Origin of the sequence: Kocuria tytonicola (assembly GCF_003687175.1) — a bacterium.
Taxonomy (GTDB): domain Bacteria; phylum Actinomycetota; class Actinomycetes; order Actinomycetales; family Micrococcaceae; genus Kocuria; species Kocuria tytonicola.
Genome location: NZ_RDEX01000001.1, coordinates 1,313,687 through 1,330,940 on the forward strand (window position 1 = coordinate 1,313,687; position 17,254 = coordinate 1,330,940).

General features: G+C 70.1%; 14 protein-coding genes and 2 tRNA genes. 7 read left to right on the forward strand and 9 right to left on the reverse strand.

Annotated features, from left to right (window positions below; genetic code table 11):
• Positions 1-76: 76 nt before the first annotated feature.
• Positions 77-1,369 (forward strand): MFS transporter, encoded by a 1,293-nt coding sequence (locus EAE32_RS05955; RefSeq protein ID WP_243635601.1) that lies wholly within the window; start codon positions 77-79, stop codon positions 1,367-1,369.
• A gap of 170 nt (positions 1,370-1,539) precedes the next feature.
• Here EAE32_RS05955 and EAE32_RS05960 read toward each other — a convergent pair whose 3' ends face one another.
• From EAE32_RS05960 to bcp, 8 genes are all read right to left on the reverse strand, one after another.
• Entirely contained in the window at positions 1,540-2,223 is a 684-nt protein-coding gene (locus EAE32_RS05960) for an MBL fold metallo-hydrolase (RefSeq protein ID WP_121864450.1), read from the reverse strand.
• Positions 2,220-3,317 (reverse strand): S-(hydroxymethyl)mycothiol dehydrogenase, encoded by a 1,098-nt coding sequence (locus tag EAE32_RS05965; RefSeq protein ID WP_121845306.1) that lies wholly within the window; start codon positions 3,315-3,317, stop codon positions 2,220-2,222. Before EAE32_RS05965 ends, EAE32_RS05960 begins: the two co-directional genes overlap by 4 nt.
• 235 nt (positions 3,318-3,552) lie before the next feature.
• The gene (locus tag EAE32_RS05970) at positions 3,553-4,632 is read right to left on the reverse strand and encodes a YihY/virulence factor BrkB family protein (RefSeq protein WP_121845324.1); all 1,080 of its coding nucleotides are present in this window, start codon (positions 4,630-4,632) and stop codon (positions 3,553-3,555) included.
• A gap of 207 nt (positions 4,633-4,839) precedes the next feature.
• Positions 4,840-5,286, reverse strand: coding sequence for a MarR family winged helix-turn-helix transcriptional regulator (locus tag EAE32_RS05975; protein WP_121845307.1), 447 nt, complete (start codon positions 5,284-5,286; stop codon positions 4,840-4,842).
• A 197-nt stretch (positions 5,287-5,483) separates the two neighbouring features.
• Positions 5,484-6,968, reverse strand: a complete 1,485-nt coding sequence (locus EAE32_RS05980; RefSeq protein WP_121845308.1) for a malate:quinone oxidoreductase — start codon at positions 6,966-6,968, stop codon at positions 5,484-5,486.
• A 181-nt stretch (positions 6,969-7,149) separates the two neighbouring features.
• Positions 7,150-8,757 (reverse strand): ABC transporter substrate-binding protein, encoded by a 1,608-nt coding sequence (locus EAE32_RS05985; protein ID WP_121845309.1) that lies wholly within the window; start codon positions 8,755-8,757, stop codon positions 7,150-7,152.
• Positions 8,758-8,811: 54 nt separating this feature from the next.
• Positions 8,812-8,896, reverse strand: a tRNA-Leu gene (locus EAE32_RS05990).
• A gap of 174 nt (positions 8,897-9,070) precedes the next feature.
• Positions 9,071-9,544, reverse strand: a complete 474-nt coding sequence (gene bcp, locus EAE32_RS05995) for a thioredoxin-dependent thiol peroxidase (RefSeq protein WP_121845310.1) — start codon at positions 9,542-9,544, stop codon at positions 9,071-9,073.
• A gap of 274 nt (positions 9,545-9,818) precedes the next feature.
• Here bcp and EAE32_RS06000 point away from each other — a divergent pair, with 274 nt between their 5' ends.
• Positions 9,819-10,325 (forward strand): MarR family winged helix-turn-helix transcriptional regulator, encoded by a 507-nt coding sequence (locus EAE32_RS06000; RefSeq protein WP_121864452.1) that lies wholly within the window; start codon positions 9,819-9,821, stop codon positions 10,323-10,325.
• Positions 10,326-10,523: 198 nt separating this feature from the next.
• Here the strand turns inward: EAE32_RS06000 and EAE32_RS06005 are convergent.
• Positions 10,524-10,596, reverse strand: a tRNA-Lys gene (locus tag EAE32_RS06005).
• A gap of 164 nt (positions 10,597-10,760) precedes the next feature.
• On the opposite strand from EAE32_RS06005, the gene EAE32_RS06010 reads away from it, so the two are divergent.
• The 5 genes from EAE32_RS06010 to metG all read left to right on the forward strand — a co-directional run bounded on the left by EAE32_RS06010 (position 10,761) and on the right by metG (position 17,236).
• Positions 10,761-11,732, forward strand: a complete 972-nt coding sequence (locus tag EAE32_RS06010) for an NAD(P)-dependent oxidoreductase (RefSeq protein WP_121864453.1) — start codon at positions 10,761-10,763, stop codon at positions 11,730-11,732.
• 267 nt (positions 11,733-11,999) lie between these two features.
• Positions 12,000-13,877 carry an acetolactate synthase large subunit gene (locus tag EAE32_RS06015; protein ID WP_121864454.1) on the forward strand — a complete coding sequence of 626 codons (1,878 nt, stop codon included), beginning with the start codon at positions 12,000-12,002 and terminating at the stop codon, positions 13,875-13,877.
• Positions 13,878-13,880: 3 nt separating this feature from the next.
• Positions 13,881-14,390 (forward strand): acetolactate synthase small subunit, encoded by a 510-nt coding sequence (ilvN, locus tag EAE32_RS06020; protein ID WP_121845314.1) that lies wholly within the window; start codon positions 13,881-13,883, stop codon positions 14,388-14,390.
• 97 nt (positions 14,391-14,487) lie between these two features.
• A complete protein-coding gene (gene ilvC / locus EAE32_RS06025; protein WP_121864455.1) occupies positions 14,488-15,513 on the forward strand; it encodes a ketol-acid reductoisomerase in 1,026 nt (341 codons plus the stop codon).
• Positions 15,514-15,682: 169 nt separating this feature from the next.
• Complete coding sequence (gene metG, locus EAE32_RS06030; protein WP_121864456.1) at positions 15,683-17,236, forward strand: methionine--tRNA ligase; 1,554 nt, start codon at positions 15,683-15,685, stop codon at positions 17,234-17,236.
• Positions 17,237-17,254: the final 18 nt, after the last annotated feature.

Genomic DNA, 17,254 nt, shown 5'->3' on the forward strand with positions numbered 1-17,254 from the left:
CGGGCAGCCGGAGCCGTCGATCCGAGGGCCCGTCGACCGTCGGCCCCAGCGCTATGGCCCCGCGTAGGCTGAGCGCGTGAACACCGCCATGCACCCCCAGACCACGGAGCTGCCGGCCGGGAGCATCCCGCCCAGGGAGCAGTGGGTTCGCCGCGACCGGCAGCTCGCGCTCATCACCCTGCTGCTGCGCGTGCCGCAGGTCATGACGCCCCTGGGAGTCCTCACCTGGGTGGCGGTATCCGCGGCCTCGGCGTGGACGGCTGCGGTCAGTTCGGCTGCCCTGTGCCTCGGCATGGCCGTGTGCGGCGTGGGCATGGCGGTCTTCGCGAACGTCCGCTGGCGGCTCTGGGCCCTCGCAGGGGTTGCTCTCATCCAGGGCGTGGTGATGTGGCAGCTCTCCCGGGTGGACGTCGATGCCGTGGGAACCACCTGGGACGCCGCGGGCGCGTTCGTGCCGTTCTTCGTCGCGGGTCTCTCCCTGGCCCCGATGGGTCTGGCCGCACGGCTGCGGTGGGTGTCCGTGGTGGAGTCCGAGAACCGTCCCGAGGCGTTCGGCGGGGCCATGCGCCGCGAGTCCGTCAACGAGGCACTGGCCACGGTCCTGGGCGCCGCCCTGACCGGGCTGCTGGCCGTGGTGGCAGGACCGTCGTCGGTGCTGCGTGCCTCGGCGATCCTGTCGGTGCTCACCATGGTGCTGTTCGTGGTGCACCCCTCGGCCAGGCATCCCCAGGCCAACATGCCCGAGAGCCAGTGGCGCCGGGACCGTCGACCAGCTCCTCGGGCGCAGCAGCGCGCGGCGTTCCGGCTGCGCCACGGCCTGCTCTACGGCATCGCCGCGCTGAACGCCCTGCTCGGTGCGGCCCAGGGATGCCTCGCGGTCTACTCGGTCTCCCTGGACACGGTGAAGACCATGGGGGTGATGTACGCGCTGGTCGGATTCGGGGCGGCGGCGGGCTCCAGCCTGGCGGTGCGCTTCCGCCACCGCATCACGGCCGCCAACATGTGGGTCCTGGTGGCCACGGGCGCCCTGCTCACGTCCATGCTGCTCTCCGGGCCCTCCGGCACAGTCGGTTTCTCCGTGGTGCTCATGGCCGTGGGCTTCTTCTCCGGTCCGTGCCTGCTGTGCATCCACAGCTCCGCGGGGCAGGTGGACATGGCCCACGGCTACATGGGTCTCGTGGGCTTCATGAACGTGGCCACCAGTGTGGCCACCGCCCTGGGCCTGATCATCTGCGCGTACCTGGGCGTGCACCACGACTACATGTCCGCCGCCATGGTGCCCGTGGCCGCCTCGATGCTGCTGCTGGGCACGGCTCTCGTCTTCAACCACGGGCTGCGCCGCGCCCCCGGGCCGGAGCCGAGGATCTGAGCCCTCGCTCCGGCCGGGGCCAGGGCGGCTCGCCGTCGCGAGCACCCGCCGGGGCACGTGTTGCAGGAACGGTGCCCCACCAGCACGACGCCGCCTCCGGAACCGTACCCGCGAGGGTCAGGTTCCGCAGGCGGCGTCGTGCGCTCCTGGTGCAGGGTGCTCGGCTGAACTCAGGAACCGCGCGCGATCCACTCCGCCAGGCGGGGCTTCTCCCGGCCCACGGTGGTGGAGTCCCCGTGGCCTGTGAGCACGAGGGTGTCCTCCGGGAGCGTGAACAGGCGCTTGGCGATCGAGTCGATGATCGTGGGGAAGTCGGAGTAGGACCGGCCCGTGGCGCCGGGACCGCCCTGGAAGAGGGTGTCTCCGGTGAAGACGACCCCGTCCTCGCCCAGGTCCGGTGCGTGGAAGACCACGGAACCGGGGGAGTGCCCCGGGGTGGCCACCACGGTGACGGCCACCGTCCCGGCGAGGATCTGCTGACCGTCGTGCAGGGGCTCCGGCTCGGGACCCTCGGGATGAACGGCGCGCCACAGCATGAGGTCCTCGTGGTTCATCATGACGGGAGCGTCCGTGCCCGCCCGCTCCACGAACTCGCGCACGGCCTTGATGTGGTCGTCGTGGCCGTGGGTGAGCAGCACGTGGGTGATGGTGCGGTCGGCCACGGCGGCGAGCACCGCCTCGGGGTCGTGCGCGGGGTCGATGACGGCGCACTCCGCCTGGTTGCCCAGGACCCAGACGTTGTTCTCCACCTCCCACGTGCCGCCGTCCAGGTTGAACGTCCCCGCGGTCACGCAGTTCACCACGGTGACCCCGCCGCGGGGATCGGTCAGGACGGTCTCGGGCTGCCGGGTCATCGCTGCAGCTCCACGACCGAGCGCAGGACCTTGCCGGACTTCATGGTGTCGAACGCGGCGTCCACCTGGTCCAGAGCAATGCGCTCGGACACGAAGGCGTCCAGGTCCAGGCGCCCGAGGACGTACTGGTCCACGAGCATGGGGAAGTCGCGGGAGGGCAGGGTGTCCCCGTACCACGCCGACTTGATGGACCCGCCGTGGGAGAAGACCTCGTCGAGGGGAAGCTCCGCGGTGGTCCCGGGATCGGGAACGCCCACGAGCACCATGCGCCCGGCGAGGTCCCGTGCCTGGAAGGCCTGCAGGAAGGTGTCCGCCACGCCCACGGCGTCGATCACGAGGTCCGCGCCGTTGCCCCCGGTGAGCGCGCGAATGGCCTCCACGGGGTCCTCCGAGCGGGAGTTGACCACGTGGGTGGCGCCCAGACGCTGAGCGGTGCGCAGCTTGTCGTCGTCCACGTCCACGGCGACGATCGTGGTGGCGCCCGCCAGGGCGGCACCGGCCACGGCCGCGGTCCCCACGCCACCGCAGCCGATGACCGCCACGGAGTCCCCGCGCTGCACGGCGCCGGTGTTGATGGCGGCACCGATGCCGGCGGTGACACCGCAGCCCAGCAGGCCCACGGCGGCGTACTGGTCGTCCTCCAGCGGGGACTCGATGCGGGTGCACTGGCCTGCCGCCACGAGGGTCTTCTCCGCGAAGGCGCCGATCCCCAGTGCGGGCTCCAGCTCGGTGCCGTCCTCGAGGGTCATGCGCTGAGAAGCGTTGTGGGTGTCGAAGCAGTACCAGGGCTGGCCCCGGCGGCAGGCTCGGCACTCACCGCACACGGCCCGCCAGTTGAGGATCACGTGGTCACCCACGGCAACCTCCGTGACCCCGTCTCCCACGGCGCTGACCACACCGGTGGCCTCGTGGCCGAGGAGGTAGGGGAAGTCGTCGCCCACGCCGCCCACCTTGTAGTGCAGGTCCGTCTGGCACACCCCGCACGTGAGCACGTCCACGAGTGCCTCTCCGGGCCCGGGATCCGGAACCAGGATGGTCTCCACGGTCGCGGGCTCGTTCTTCGCCCGGACCACTACGCCCTTGACCTTGTGCATGAAGTTGCCTCCGTCGTCGTGCTCGGTTGCGTGCCGGTCCCAGTATGACGGGTGCCGCACGGACCCGCACAGCGCCCGGGCGGGTCGTTCGCCGCCCGGTGAACGGTGGACGGTGAGCAGCGGGCAGCGGGCAGCTGGCAGCCGGTGGCGTGCGGCAGCGGATCATGACACGCAACGGGCCCGCACGGTGTGACCGTGCGGGCCCGTCGGGGCAGGAGTCCGGGAGGGAACGGGCTCAGCTGTCCTGGGAGTAGTCCAGGTGCTCGGTGTGGAGGCGGATCTTGCGGCCCTCGGCCTCCAGCTTCTCCTCCTTGGCGCGCAGCTTCTCCACCTGGGTGGTGTCGCGGGGCGGGAGCTGGATGGTCTCCTCGGCCCGGATGCCGCCCTGCAGCTGGCGGCCGCGCTCGAGCTCGGCGTCCACCTCGGCTCCGAAGAGCAGCGCGTTGTTCATGACCCACAGGCCCAGCAGCAGGATGATCACGGAGCCGATGACCCCGTAGGTGGCGTTGTACTTCGCGAAGTTGGCCACGTAGAACGCGAACGCGAGCCCCGCAACGATCATGAACACGAGCGAGATGGCCGCGCCGGGGCTCATCCAGCGGAACTTGGGCTGCCGCACGTTCGGAGTCGCGTAGAAGAGGATGGCGATGAGGAGCACGAGCAGGACCAGGACCACGGGGATCTTGGCCCAGTTCCACACGGTGACCGCGGTGGATCCCAGACCCACGGCGTCACCGAGGGTCTGCGCGAGGTCTCCCGAGAGCAGCACCATGATCATCACGGCGGCGACGATCAGCACCACGATCAGGGTCACGAGCAGTATGACGGGCTTGAGCTTCCAGAAGGGGCGCCCCTCGGCGACCTCGTAGATGCGGTTGAGCGCGCGGGAGAAGGCACCGGTGTAGCCGGAAGCGGTCCACAGCGCACCCACGATGCCGACCACCAGGGCGAGTCCGGCACCGGACTGGGTGGTCAGCTGCGAGATCGGCTCCGAGAGCAGGTCCACGAGGGCCGCGGGTGCGTACTGGTCCAGGAAGTCCAGGATGGCCTTGGTGGTGGCCTCACCCTGGCCGAAGACGCCCAGCAGCGACACCAGCGCCAGCAGCGCGGGGAAGATGGACAGCACCGCGAAGTAGGTCAGGGTGGCGGCGAGGTCCGTGCAGCCGTCCTTGGTGAACTCGGACAGTGCCCGCTTGAAGATGTACCCCCATGACTGCCCCTTGAGCTTGCCGGGGGAATCGGGCTTGGTGCCGTGGTCCGGGTGGGGCGCGGAGTCCTCCCGGGCCACTGTGGACTCCAGGTTCTGGTGGGTCATGGGGGTCCTCTCGAAGGGGGAAGCAGCGATCTCCGCGGTGTTCTGGCAGAACTGCCGCACTGTGCACCACGGGGTCAGGAAGAAGTGTACTGATCTTGGAACCTGCAGGGGCATGGTGAACGCGTCCGGGAGCGAATGCGGCGGGGCGGAGACAGATCACCGCGCCCGTGAAAGGTTCACGGACGCGGTGACGGGTGCTGCGGTGGGCTACCGGGACAGCGAGAGCGCGTACTGGTGGATGCGCTCGCTCAGCCGTGTGAGCACCCGGATCTCCTGGGAGTCCAGTGCCGTGCTCATCACGTCCGCGACCTTCTGGTCGTTGTCCTCGGAGATCTGCTTGTAGAGCCGCCCCCCGGCCTCGGTCAGCGCCACTCGCACGCCTCGCAGGTCCTGCGAGTCCTGGCGGCGGGTGACGAGACCCTTGTTCTCGAGCCGCTCCAGCATGCGGGACAGGCTGGACTGCGTGAGCAGCACGTGGCTGTTCAGGTCCCGCAGCCGCAGTCCGCCACGATCCGCGCCGTCCAAGGTGGCCAGCACCTCGAACTCACGGCGTGAGAGACCGCGCAGGTCCACGTCGCGCTGCAGCTGCCGGGTCACCGACACGTGGCAGCGGCTCAGAGCGTCCCAGGCCTCGATGCTCCCCCTAGATGTCATAGTTCCCCCTTTGCGACGTTCACCCCCTATGAACGTTATCTATATGTTACGAGAGCAAAAGGATGCATTTCCGGCCGCCGCTGTCCACACTTCTGGCCGAACGGGGCGTGCCTGTCCACGCAACGGGGCACACGACGGCGCGGGGGCCGGTACGCGCAGTGCGTACCGGCCCCCGCGGGCCCACCCGAACGGGTGGGCTACTCGATGCCGAGCACCGAGGCGGTGTGACCCATGATCTCGTCCGCGAGGCGAGGGTTGTCATTGAGCGTGGTCCCGTAGGACGGGATGAGCTCCTTGATCCGGGGCTCCCACTCGGACATCTTGGCTGGGAAGCACTTGGACAGCAGGTTGAGCATGATCGGCACGGCCGTGGAGGCACCGGGGGACGCCCCGAGGAGGGCGCCGATGGAGCCGTCCGCGCTGGTCACGAGCTCGGTGCCGAACTGCAGCACGCCGCCCTTCTTGGCGTCGGACTTCATGACCTGCACGCGCTGGCCCGCCTCGATGAGCTCCCACTGGGAGCCGTCGGCGGTGGGGTAGTACTCGTGCAGGGCGTCGATGCGCTGCGCCCTGGTCTTGGTGAGCTCGCCCACGAGGTACTTCACGAGGTCCAGGTTGGCCATGCCGGCGCGGGTCATGGGGTAGAGGTTGTGCGCCCGCACGCTCTTGGGCAGGTCCAGCAGGGAGCCGTGCTTGAGGAAGTTGGGCTTGAACCCGCCGTAGGGGCCGAACATGATGGCGCGGCGCCCGTTGACGTAGCGCGTGTCCAGGTGGGGCACGGACATGGGAGGTGCTCCCACGGAGGCCTGGCCGTAGACCTTGGCGTTGTGCTGAGCCGTGACGGAGGGATCGGTGTTGCGCAGGAACAGCCCGGACACGGGGAACCCGCCGTAGCCCTTGGCCTCCTTGATGCCGGACTTCTGCAGCAGCGGCAGCGCACCGCCGCCCGCACCCAGGAAGACGAAGCCCGCGCGGATCACGCGGTTGTTGTCGCTGTTCAGGCGGTCCTCCACCGAGACCAGCCAGGAGCCGTCACTCTGGCGGTCCAGGGTGGTGACCTCCTGGCCGTACTGCACGGTGATGCTTCGCCCGGTCAGGTGGTCCAGCATCTGGTTGGTGAGGGTTCCGAAGTCCACGTCGGTGCCCTCGGGGGCGAACGTGGCGGCCACCCGGCCTGCGCCGCGCCCGTGCATCGTGAGCGGTGCCCACTGCGCAATCAGGTCGCGGTCCTCGGTGAACTCCATGCGCTCGAAGAGCTTGTGGGGCTTGAAGGCCTCGTAGCGGGCCCGCAGGTAGGTGGCGTGGTCCTCGCCGAACACCATGGACACGTGCGGAACCGGGTTGATGAAGGAGCGGGGTTCCCGCAGCGTGCCGTTCTCCACCAGGGAGCTCCACAGCTGGCGCGTGACCTGGAACTGCTCGTTGATGTTCAGCGCCTTCTCCGCGCCCACGGTGCCGTCCGCGGCCTGCGGGGCGTAGTTGAGCTCGCACAGGGCGGAGTGCCCGGTGCCCGCGTTGTTCCACGCGTTGGAGCTCTCCAGCCCGGCCGCGTCCAGGCGCTCGAGCACGAGCAGCTTCCAGTCCGGCTGCAGGTCGTTGAGCAGGGTTGCCAGGGTGGCGCTCATGATGCCGGCGCCCACGAGGACGACGTCGACGGATTCGGTGGGCTGAGGTGAAGTCACTGTGTCTCCCATGCGTGCAGGGTGGGCGCGGCACTGCGCCCGTGCGTTCGTCGTCCAGGGTATCCCCAGCCCCGGGCTTCTCCCAACGCGTCCCGGGGCCGAACGGGGCGCGCCACGACGCCGCCCGCGCGCCTCGCCGGGGCCGGGTCACCGTCCGGGCTGCACGGGGCGGTGAGTGGGTTCAGGCGAGCTGCAGCTCGTTGAAGCGCTCGAACCCGGTGGAGGTGAGCGGGAAGCTGACCACGCGCGAGTTCACGGCCACGGCAGAGACCGGGTGGCACAGGGGAACCGCGGGCAGCACCTCGGACACACGGTCGTTGAGCGTCTTGTACGCGGCGGTGCGGGGGTCCCCCTGCGCCATGCCGGCGGCGCGGTTGACCGCGGTGGTGAGTCCGGCGTCGTCGTCCCCCAGCAGGGCGAGCTCCGTGCCCAGGAGGGGGCCCATGAAGCTGTCCGGGTCCCGGAAGCTCCCGCTCCAGCCCATGAGGCTGAACGCGTGGTCACCGGACGGATCCGTCACGGCGTCCGCGTAGCCGCGGTCCCAGTCCATGGGCACGGGGGTGATGCGGAAGCCGGCCTTCGTGAGCTGGGCGGAGATCTGCGCGTACACCCGCTCGGGCTCCTGCAGGTACAGGCGCGAGGTGTTGCGCGGGTAGACGAACTTCAGGCGCTGGCCCCTGTAGGAGCTGGCCTGGAGCAGGTCCTTGGCGCGCTGGGGATCGTAGCCGGGGATCTGGAGGTTGTCCCCGTCCACGGTGAAGCGGGCCGGCACGAACTGGTCCGCCACATTGGTGCCGTTGGGGAAGAGGTTCTTCGCCAGAGCCCCGCGGTCCACGGCCGCGGCCGCGGCCCGGCGCACGTCCACGTCCCGGAACAGGGGCAGGGAGCGGTTCATCCCGAGGTAGCACACGGAGTAGGGGTCCCGGTAGAGCACCTGCACACCCTCGCGCGCCAGCGGCGCGAAGGCGTCCATCCCCACGAGGTCGTAGGCGTCCACATCCCCGCTCAGCAGGGCGGCGCAGCGCACGTGGGCGTCCGGCACCACGCGCATCTCGAGTGTGCCCACCTGACCCAGCTCCCCCCAGTAGCGCTCGTTGGCGAGCAGCGTGACGCTCTCGGGGTCCGCGGAGTCCAGGCGGAAGGGGCCCGTGCCCACGAGGTGCTCGTCCTCGGTGCCCGCACGGATGCTCTCGGGGGAGGCCATGCCGAAGGCGGGCTGGGTCAGTGCGGAGAGCAGGGGGGAGTAGGGACGGGTCAGCCGGAGCACCACGGTCCGCTCGTCCGCGACGTCCACGCCCGCGTAGCAGGAGGAGACCGAGGACCCGGTTCGGCCGTGGCGGAAGGTCGTGGCGAATGCGCACCGCGGTGCCCACGGCTGCTCGGACTCGGACTGTGCCTGCCACTTCTCGAAGTTCGCCTTGACCGCGGCGGCGTCGAACTCGGTGCCGTCGTGGAACAGGACGTCGTCCCGCAGCCGGAAGGTCACGGAGCGCTTGTCGTCCGCCACGGTCCAGGACTCCGCCAGACCGGGTGCGGCCTCCCCCGTGGAGCGGTCGGCCGTCACGAGCCCCTCGAGTACCTGCGTGGCGATCCGCGAGGTCTCCTGGGAGGTGCGTCGTGAGGGGTCCAGGCCCGTGGGTGCCGCCGCGTGGGCCAGGACGAAGTGACCACCGGGGACCGATGCGCTGGACCCGGAGTGCGCGCCGGGACGTCCGCAGCCGGTCAGGACCGCGCCGAGTCCGGCGGCGGCAAGGAACGCACGCCGCCCGAAACCGTTCTCATACGTCACCGAGGGCCCTTTCTGCCGCCGTGGTCCCGTTCTGCGTGGCGGTCCGCAGCTGTCTGGTGCGCAAGACGGGAATCGAACCCGCACGCCGTGAGGCACAGGAACCTAAATCCTGCGTGTCTGCCAGTTCCACCACTCGCGCCGCTGCCGGGTCCGGAGCCAGCAGGGTCCGGCTCCACCCGGGAGCGCCCACCTTACCAACCGCCCGTCACGCGGATGGCCCACGGCGCCGAGGGCCCGCGGCCCTGGCCTCGGCGCCGGGCACGTTCGCGTCCCGCGGGCCAGCTGTGGGGGCCGTGGGGGAGCAGGAGCAGGTTCAGCCGTCCAGGCCGAGGTCCCGGCGCAGCTTCGCCACGTGACCCGTGGCGCGCACGTTGTACTGGGCGAGCACCACGGTGCCGGTCTCGTCCAGGACCACGGTGGAGCGGATGAGGCCCTCGTAGACCTTCCCGTAGTTCTTCTTCTCGCCCCAGGCGCCGTAGGCCTCGGCCACCCGGTGGTCGGGGTCGGAGAGCAGCGGGAAGCCCAGCTCCTGAGCTGCGGCGAACCGCTCCAGCGCGGCCGGCTCGTCCGGGGAGATGCCGATCACCCGGTAGCCTGCGGACGCGAGCGAGGCCAGGCTGTCCCGGAAGTCGCAGGCCTGCGTGGTGCACCCCGGGGTGGCCGCGCGCGGGTAGAAGTACACGATGACCTTCTCGCCACGCATGTCCTCCAGGGACACGGGCTTCCCGTGGGCGTCCGGGAGGGTGAAGGCAGGGGCGGCGGTGCCGGGGGCAAGGCGATCGGCCATGAGGTGTTCCTTACGGTGTGGTGACAGATGTTCCCTAAACAGTCCGACCTCGCGTACAGTTCAGGGGTGCGGACGGGGTCGCGCTGCTCGTCAGGTGATCATCCCACGGCCCGGGTGTCTCTCGTCCCGGCCCTCCGCACGACGCCGCTCGGTCGGCATCCTCTGCGCGGTCGGGATCCCCTGCGCACGCGGGAACCCGGCGGCGGGGGGATTTGACTTGAACGTCCTCCTGGAGTAAAGGAAGCGGATCACGTCGAGTGGATATAGTTGTCTCATGTCGTACAGGAACCAGTGGCCCACGAACCGTCTGCTGTCCACGGCAGCGCGACTCGTGGAGCACGCGTGGAACGAGGACCTCGCGTCTCTCGGGGTGACTCACGCGGGCGTCATGGCACTGGATGTCCTGCAGTCCGAGGGGAGCATGACGCAGGCCCAGCTCGCGAGCCAAGTGCGCGTCCAGGCGCAGACCATGGGCAAGACCCTGCACCGCCTCGAGGCCCACGGCCACGTGACCCGTTCCCGCAACGAGCGTGACCGCCGCTCCCACGTGGTGGCCATCTCGCTGGCGGGGGAGCGGGTGCTCGCGGACGCGGCGCGCCTGGAGCAGAACCTGCTGGGTGGGTCCCGTGACTCCGACGAGCAGTTCCGGGACCGCCTCGTGGAGATCATTGCCGCCCACGGTGGAGCCCGGTGGCGCAGGGAGGTCGAGGACGGTCGCTCCCGGAGCCACGGTGCGGCGACGGCGGACCGGGGCGCGGGAGCCCTTGCAGAGGGCCACTGACCCCTCCCTCTTTCTCCACCCGCTCTTCCTGCACCGGCAGACGCCGCTGCCCGGCCCGCCCCGGTTGCTCTCCGAGACCCCCTGCCCCGCGCCGTGAAGCCCGTCGTACGGGCCGGGAACCCTGAACCCGGGCCTGGACGGGGTGCCGGACACGACGAAGGCCGGACCACCACGGTGGTCCGGCCTTCGTCTCTGCTGTGCGCCCCCAGGGACTTGAACCCTGAACCCATTGATTAAGAGTCAATTGCTCTGCCAATTGAGCTAGAGGCGCGTGTGCTGCTGTAGGTTTGCGGCGGTCTTTCCCCGCTGCTTTCCCCTGCAACGAGAGATAACTTTAGCAGTCCGACGGGGTGAGTCAAATCGAGGTCCGGGGGTGGCTCGCACCCCGGGCGGTGTGCACCGGCGGGCGGCCTGCCGCGCCGTAGAATCGGTGTCATGAGCCACCCTGGACCCCCTGTTGACCCTGCCTCCCTGCGCGTGGTCTCCCTGCCGGAGCAGGAGCTGTTCGATGCGGTGGTGCCGCACGTCACGGACTTCCGCTGCGTCCTGTGGGACATGGTGGGGGAGCCGGAGGGGTGTGCCCGCGAGGAGGTGGATGTCGCGGTGGCCCCCTACTACAGTGCGCGCTGGCGGATGGATCCCTCCGTCCTGCGGGACGTCTCCCTGCTGCAGCTGCAGTCGACGGGCTACGACGGGGTGCCCGAGCTGCTCGGGGACGGCACCGCACTCGCCGCGGCCGGCTGGGTCCACGCCGCCGGAACCGCCGAGATCGCGCTGGGTCTGATCCTCGCGGCCCAGCGCAACCTGGACCGCGCCGTGCGGCAGCAGGCGGACGGTGTCTACCGGCAGTTCTTCTCCCGCTCGCTCGCGGACTCCCGGGTCACCGTGGTGGGGGTCGGGGAGATCGGGCGGGCTGTGGTTGCGCGGCTGGAGCCGTTCGAGGTGGAGCTCACCCGGGTGGCCAGCACGGCGAGGGAGGACGAGCGGGGGCGCGTCCACGGCATCGCCGAGCTGGGGGAGATCCTGCCCCGCACGGACGTCCTGGTGCTCGCCCTGCCCCTCAGCGATGCGACCCGTGGACTCGTGGGCGCCGAGGCCCTGGCGGCCCTGCCGGACGACGCACTGGTGGTCAACGTGGGCCGCGGGGCCGTGGTGGACACCGTGGCGCTGAGCGCGGAGGTGTGCTCGGGAAGGCTGCGGTGCGCGCTCGACGTCGTGGAGCCCGAGCCGCTGCCGGGAGACCACCCGCTCATGAGCGCCCGGGGGTCGATCATCGCGCCCCACGTGGGCGGTTCCAACTCCTCGTACCTGCGACGGATGCGGGACCTCCTCCTGCAGCAGCTCGCCGCCCTCCGGCAGGGCAGGGCACCGCAGTTCTTGGCCAGCCCGGGGCGTCTCATGATCTGAGACGAGGTGTCCGCAGATTGACACGATGGTTTCCTGCGTCACACCATGAGGGCATGACTTCGGCGCTGCGCATCATCATCGACCTCGTACCGGTCGTCCTCGTGGGACATCCGGCCTGAGGCGTTCTCGACGCGCGCGTTCCCCAGGCCCTCAGCCCACGAGATCCGTGGCAGGGGCCTTTTTCATGCACGACCCCATCCCGGTCGCACCCGCCAGGCACCACCCCGCCGGGCATCCCGCACCCCACAGCACGTAAGGACACAGCACATGAGTAAGGACCAGCCGATCTCCCCGGCGGTGATGGCTCAGCGGCGCGCTCCGTCCGCGCCCACGGAGCAGGCCGCCGAGTCGGACCAGGTACTGCTGACCGGTTCCGCCGCGGATGTCGTGGCCCCGGAGGAGATGACCGGCTCGCAAGCCATCATCCGCTCGCTCGAGCTGCTCGGTGTCACGGACGTCTTCGGTCTGCCGGGTGGCGCGATCCTGCCCACGTACGACCCGCTGCTGGACACGGACAAGATCAACCATGTGCTCGTGCGCCACGAGCAGGGCGCGGGCCATGCCGCCGAGGGCTACGCCCTGGCCTCGGGCCGCGTGGGGGTGTGCATTGCCACCTCCGGCCCCGGTGCAACGAACCTCGTGACGGCACTGGCGGACGCCAACATGGACTCCATCCCCATGCTTGCGATCACCGGCCAGGTGGCCAGCTCCTCGATCGGCACGGACGCCTTCCAGGAGGCGGACATCGTGGGGATGACCATGCCGGTGACCAAGCACTCCTACCTGGTGACCGACGCCCGGGACATCCCCCGGGTGCTCGCCGAGGCCTACCACCTGGCCTCGACCGGCCGTCCGGGACCCGTGCTGGTGGACGTGGCCAAGGACGCCCAGCAGGGGAGCCTGACCTTCAGCTGGCCGCCGCACGTGGAGCTCAAGGGCTACCGCCCCGTCACCCGGGGGCACTCCAAGCAGATCAAGGAGGCGGCCCGTCTCATCGCCGAGGCCAGGCGTCCCGTCCTCTACACGGGCGGCGGGGCCATGCGGGCCGACGTCGCCGCGGAGCTGACCGAGCTGGCCGAGCTCACCGGGGCCCCCGTGGTCACCACCCTGACGGCCCGCGGCATCTTCCCGGACTCCCACCGGCAGAACCTGGGGATGCCGGGGATGCACGGCACGGTGCCTGCGGTGTACGCAATGCAGCAGTCGGACCTGCTGATCACGCTCGGCGCGCGCTTCGACGACCGCGTCACCGGTCAGCTGGACACGTTCGCCCCGAACGCGAAGGTGATCCACGCGGACATCGACCCCGCGGAGATCTCGAAGAACCGGATCGCGGACGTGCCGATCGTGGGGGACCTCAAGCACGTGATCCCGGACCTCACCCAGGCCGTGCGCCAGGAGTTCGCGGACGCGCAGACCCCGGACCTGACCACGTGGTGGGAGACGCTGGACTCCCTGCGCGAGACCTACCCCCTGGGCTACACGAGCACCGACGACGGCCACGGCAGCCCGCAGCACGTGATCGAGCGGATCTCGGCACTGACCGGCCCGGAGGCCGTCTACGCCTCCGGTGTGGGCCAGCACCAGATGTGGTCCGCCCAGTTCGTGGACTACGAGCGTCCCCGGCAGTGGCTGAACTCCTCCGGCCTGGGCACCATGGGCTTCGCGGTCCCCGCGGCCATGGGCGCCAAGGTGTCCCAGCCGGACCGCGTGGTGTGGGCGATCGACGGCGACGGCTGCTTCCAGATGACCAACCAGGAGCTCGCCACGTGCGTGCTCAACGACATCCCCATCAAGGTGGCGGTGATCAACAACTCGTCGCTCGGCATGGTGCGGCAGTGGCAGACGCTGTTCTACGACGGCCGCTACTCCAACACCGAGCTGAACACGGGCCACGACTCGCGCCGGATCCCCGACTTCGTGAAGCTCGCGGAGGCCTACGGCTGCGCGGCGCTGCGCTGCGAGCGGGACGAGGACGTGGACGCCACCATCCAACAGGCGCTGGAGATCAACGACCGCCCGGTGGTGATCGACTTCGTGGTCTCCGCGGACGCCATGGTGTGGCCCATGGTCCCCTCCGGTGTCTCCAACGACCAGATCCAGATCGCCCGCAACATGACTCCCGAGTGGAAGACGGAGGACTGATCCATGAGCCGACACACCCTCTCCGTCCTGGTGGAGGACAAGCCCGGCGTGCTGACCCGGGTGGCCGGGCTCTTCGCCCGCCGCGCCTTCAACATCCACTCGCTGGCCGTGGGCCCCACCGAACTGTCCGGAATCTCCCGGATCACCGTGGTGGTGGACGCGGACGGCGAGCTGCTCGAACAGGTCACCAAGCAGCTGAACAAGCTCATCAACGTGATCAAGATCGTGGAGCTCGCGCCGGAGGCCTCCGTGCAGCGGGACCACATCATGGTCAAGGTCCGCGCGGACGCCGCCACCCGGTTGCAGGTCACGCAGGCCGCGGACCTGTTCCGTGCCACCATCGTGGACGTCTCCACGGAGTCCGTGGTCATCGAGTCCACGGGGTCCCGGGACAAGATCCACGCGCTGCTGGACGTCCTGGAGCCCTTCGGGATCCGCGAGATCGTCCGCGCCGGCACCGTGGCCCTCGGCCGCGGCCCCAAGTCCATGTCGGACAGGGCGCTGCGACACTGACCGTACGACCACCCTCAGACCCGGTCCGGCGTGGCGCCCCAGAGCCCGCGCGGGACCACCAACGACCCACCCGCTACCCAAGGAGACAGAGCACCCCATGGCCAAGATCTACTACAACGACGACGCCGACCTCTCGATCATCCAGAACCGCTCCGTGGCCATCATCGGCTACGGCTCGCAGGGCCACGCCCACGCGCTGAACCTGCGCGACTCCGGCGTGGACGTCCGCATCGGCCTCAACGAGGGCTCGAGGTCCCGCGCCAAGGCGGAGGCCGAGGGCCTGCGGGTGCTCTCCATCGCGGACGCCGCCAAGGAGGCGGACGTGATCATGATCCTGACCCCGGACCAGGTCCAGGCGCAGGTCTTCGAGGAGTCCGTCAAGGACAACCTGGACGAGGGCGACGCCATCTTCTTCGCGCACGGCTTCAACATCCGCTTCGGCTACATCGAGGCGCCCCAGGGCGTGGACGTGGCCATGGTCGCCCCCAAGGGCCCCGGCCACACCGTCCGCCGCGAGTTCGAGGCCGGGCGCGGCGTCCCGGACCTCGTGGCCGTGGAGGTCGACGCCTCGGGGCAGGCCCTGCAGCTGGCCCTGTCCTACGCGAAGGGCATTGGCGGCACGCGCGCCGGCGTCATCGAGACCACCTTCACGGAGGAGACCGAGTCGGACCTGTTCGGCGAGCAGGCCGTGCTGTGCGGTGGTGTGTCCCACCTGGTCCAGTACGGCTTCGAGACGCTGACCGAGGCGGGCTACCAGCCCGAGATCGCCTACTTCGAGGTGCTGCACGAGCTCAAGCTGATCGTGGACCTCATGGTCGAGGGCGGCATCGCCAAGCAGCGCTGGTCCTGCTCCGACACCGCCGAGTACGGCGACTACGTCTCCGGCCCCCGCGTGATCCAGCCGGAGGTCAAGGAGCGCATGCAGGAGGTCCTCGCGGACATCCGGAACGGCGCCTTCGCGGACCGCTTCATGAAGGACCAGGCCTCGGGCGCCAAGGAGTTCAACGAGCTGCGCGCCAAGGAGGAGAAGCACCCCATCGAGACCACGGGCCGCCAGCTGCGCTCGCTCTTCGCGTGGGAGCAGACGGACGAGGACTACACCGAGGGCACCGCCGCGCGCTGATCCTCTCCCGCGTCGCCCGCCGCCCGCGGCGGAGGGGAACGGCACACCCCACCACGACGCCGCGGCGCCCCTCCCACGGGACGGGCGCCGCGGCGTCGTCGTGCCCAGGGGAGCAGGACCTCCCGCGCCTGGGACGGGCGCGGTGCCGCGGGGTGGCTAGAGTGGAGGGGTGACTGAGCAGACTCCCTTCTACGCGACCACGGCCATCTCGTACCCGAACGGGCGCCCCCACATCGGCCACGCCTACGAGGCGATCGCCGCCGACACCCTGGTGCGGTTCAAGCGCCTGGACGGGTTCGAGACCCGCTTCCAGACGGGCACGGACGAGCACGGTCAGAAGATGCAGCAGACGGCCGAGAAGCTCGGCACCACCCCGCGCGAGCTCGCGGACACCAACTCCGCGCGCTTCCGGGAGATGGACGACGAGCTGGAGATCTCCTACGACCGCTTCATCCGCACCACGGACGCGGACCACGCCGCGGCGTCGCAGGAGCTGTGGCGGCGCATGGAGGCCAACGGGGACATCTACCCGGACACCTACGCCGGGTGGTACTCCGTGCGGGACGAGGCGTACTACGCGGAGGACGAGACCGAGGTACGAGCGGACGGGCAGCGCTACTCGATCGGCACGGGCACCGAGCTGACCTGGACCGAGGAGGAGAGCTACTTCTTCCGGCTCTCCCGCTACCAGGACCGCCTGCTCGAGCTCTACCGGAGCGGGTTCGTGCAGCCGGAGACACGCTCGCACGAGATCGCGTCCTTCGTGGAAGGGGGACTGCAGGACCTCTCCATCTCCCGCACCACCTTCGACTGGGGTGTGCCCGTGCCGGGCAACCCGGACCACGTGATGTACGTGTGGGTGGACGCCCTGACCAACTACCTCACCGGTCTGGGCTACCCGGACACCGAGAACCCCCTGTTCCAGCGGTTCTGGCCCGCGGACGTGCACCTGATCGGCAAGGACATCGCGCGCTTCCACGCCGTGTTCTGGCCCGCGTTCCTGATGTCCGCGGGACTGGAGCTGCCGCGTAAGGTGTTCGCGCACGGATTCCTCTTCAACCAGGGGGAGAAGATGTCCAAGTCCGTGGGCAACGTGATCGACCCCCACGCGCTGATCGGGGAGTACGGGCTGGACCAGCTGCGGTTCTTCCTGCTGCGCGAGGTGCCGTTCGGGCAGGACGGCAACTACTCCCACGACGCCATCGTGGGACGCATCAACTCGGACCTCGCCAACGACCTCGGCAACCTGGCCCAGCGCAGCCTCTCGATGGTGGCCAAGAATCTGGGCGGCACGGTCCCCGAGCCCGGTGAGCTAACGGTCGAGGACCGGGCGATGCTGGACGAGGCCCGGGCCGTGGTGGCGGAGTACCGCACGGCGTTCGACGCCCTGGCCTTCCACCGGGGGCTCGAGTCCGTGTGGCGCGTGATCGCCTCCGCCAACCGCTACTTCACGGCCCAGCAGCCCTGGGTGCTGCGCAAGACCGACCCCGGGCGAATGGCCACCGTGCTGTACACGACCGCCGAGGTGCTGCGCATCGTGGCCGTCCTGGTGCAGCCCGTGATGCCCGGTGCCATGGCGCGGCTCCTGGACCAGCTCGGCCAGCCCGAGGGGCCGGCCCGCACGTTCGCCGCTCTGGACACCCCGCTGGCCCCCGGCACGCCACTGCCCAAGCCCTCGGGCGTTTTCCCGCGCTACGAGGAGCCCACGGCGCTCGCGGACTGAGGTGTCCCTGCGCCCCGG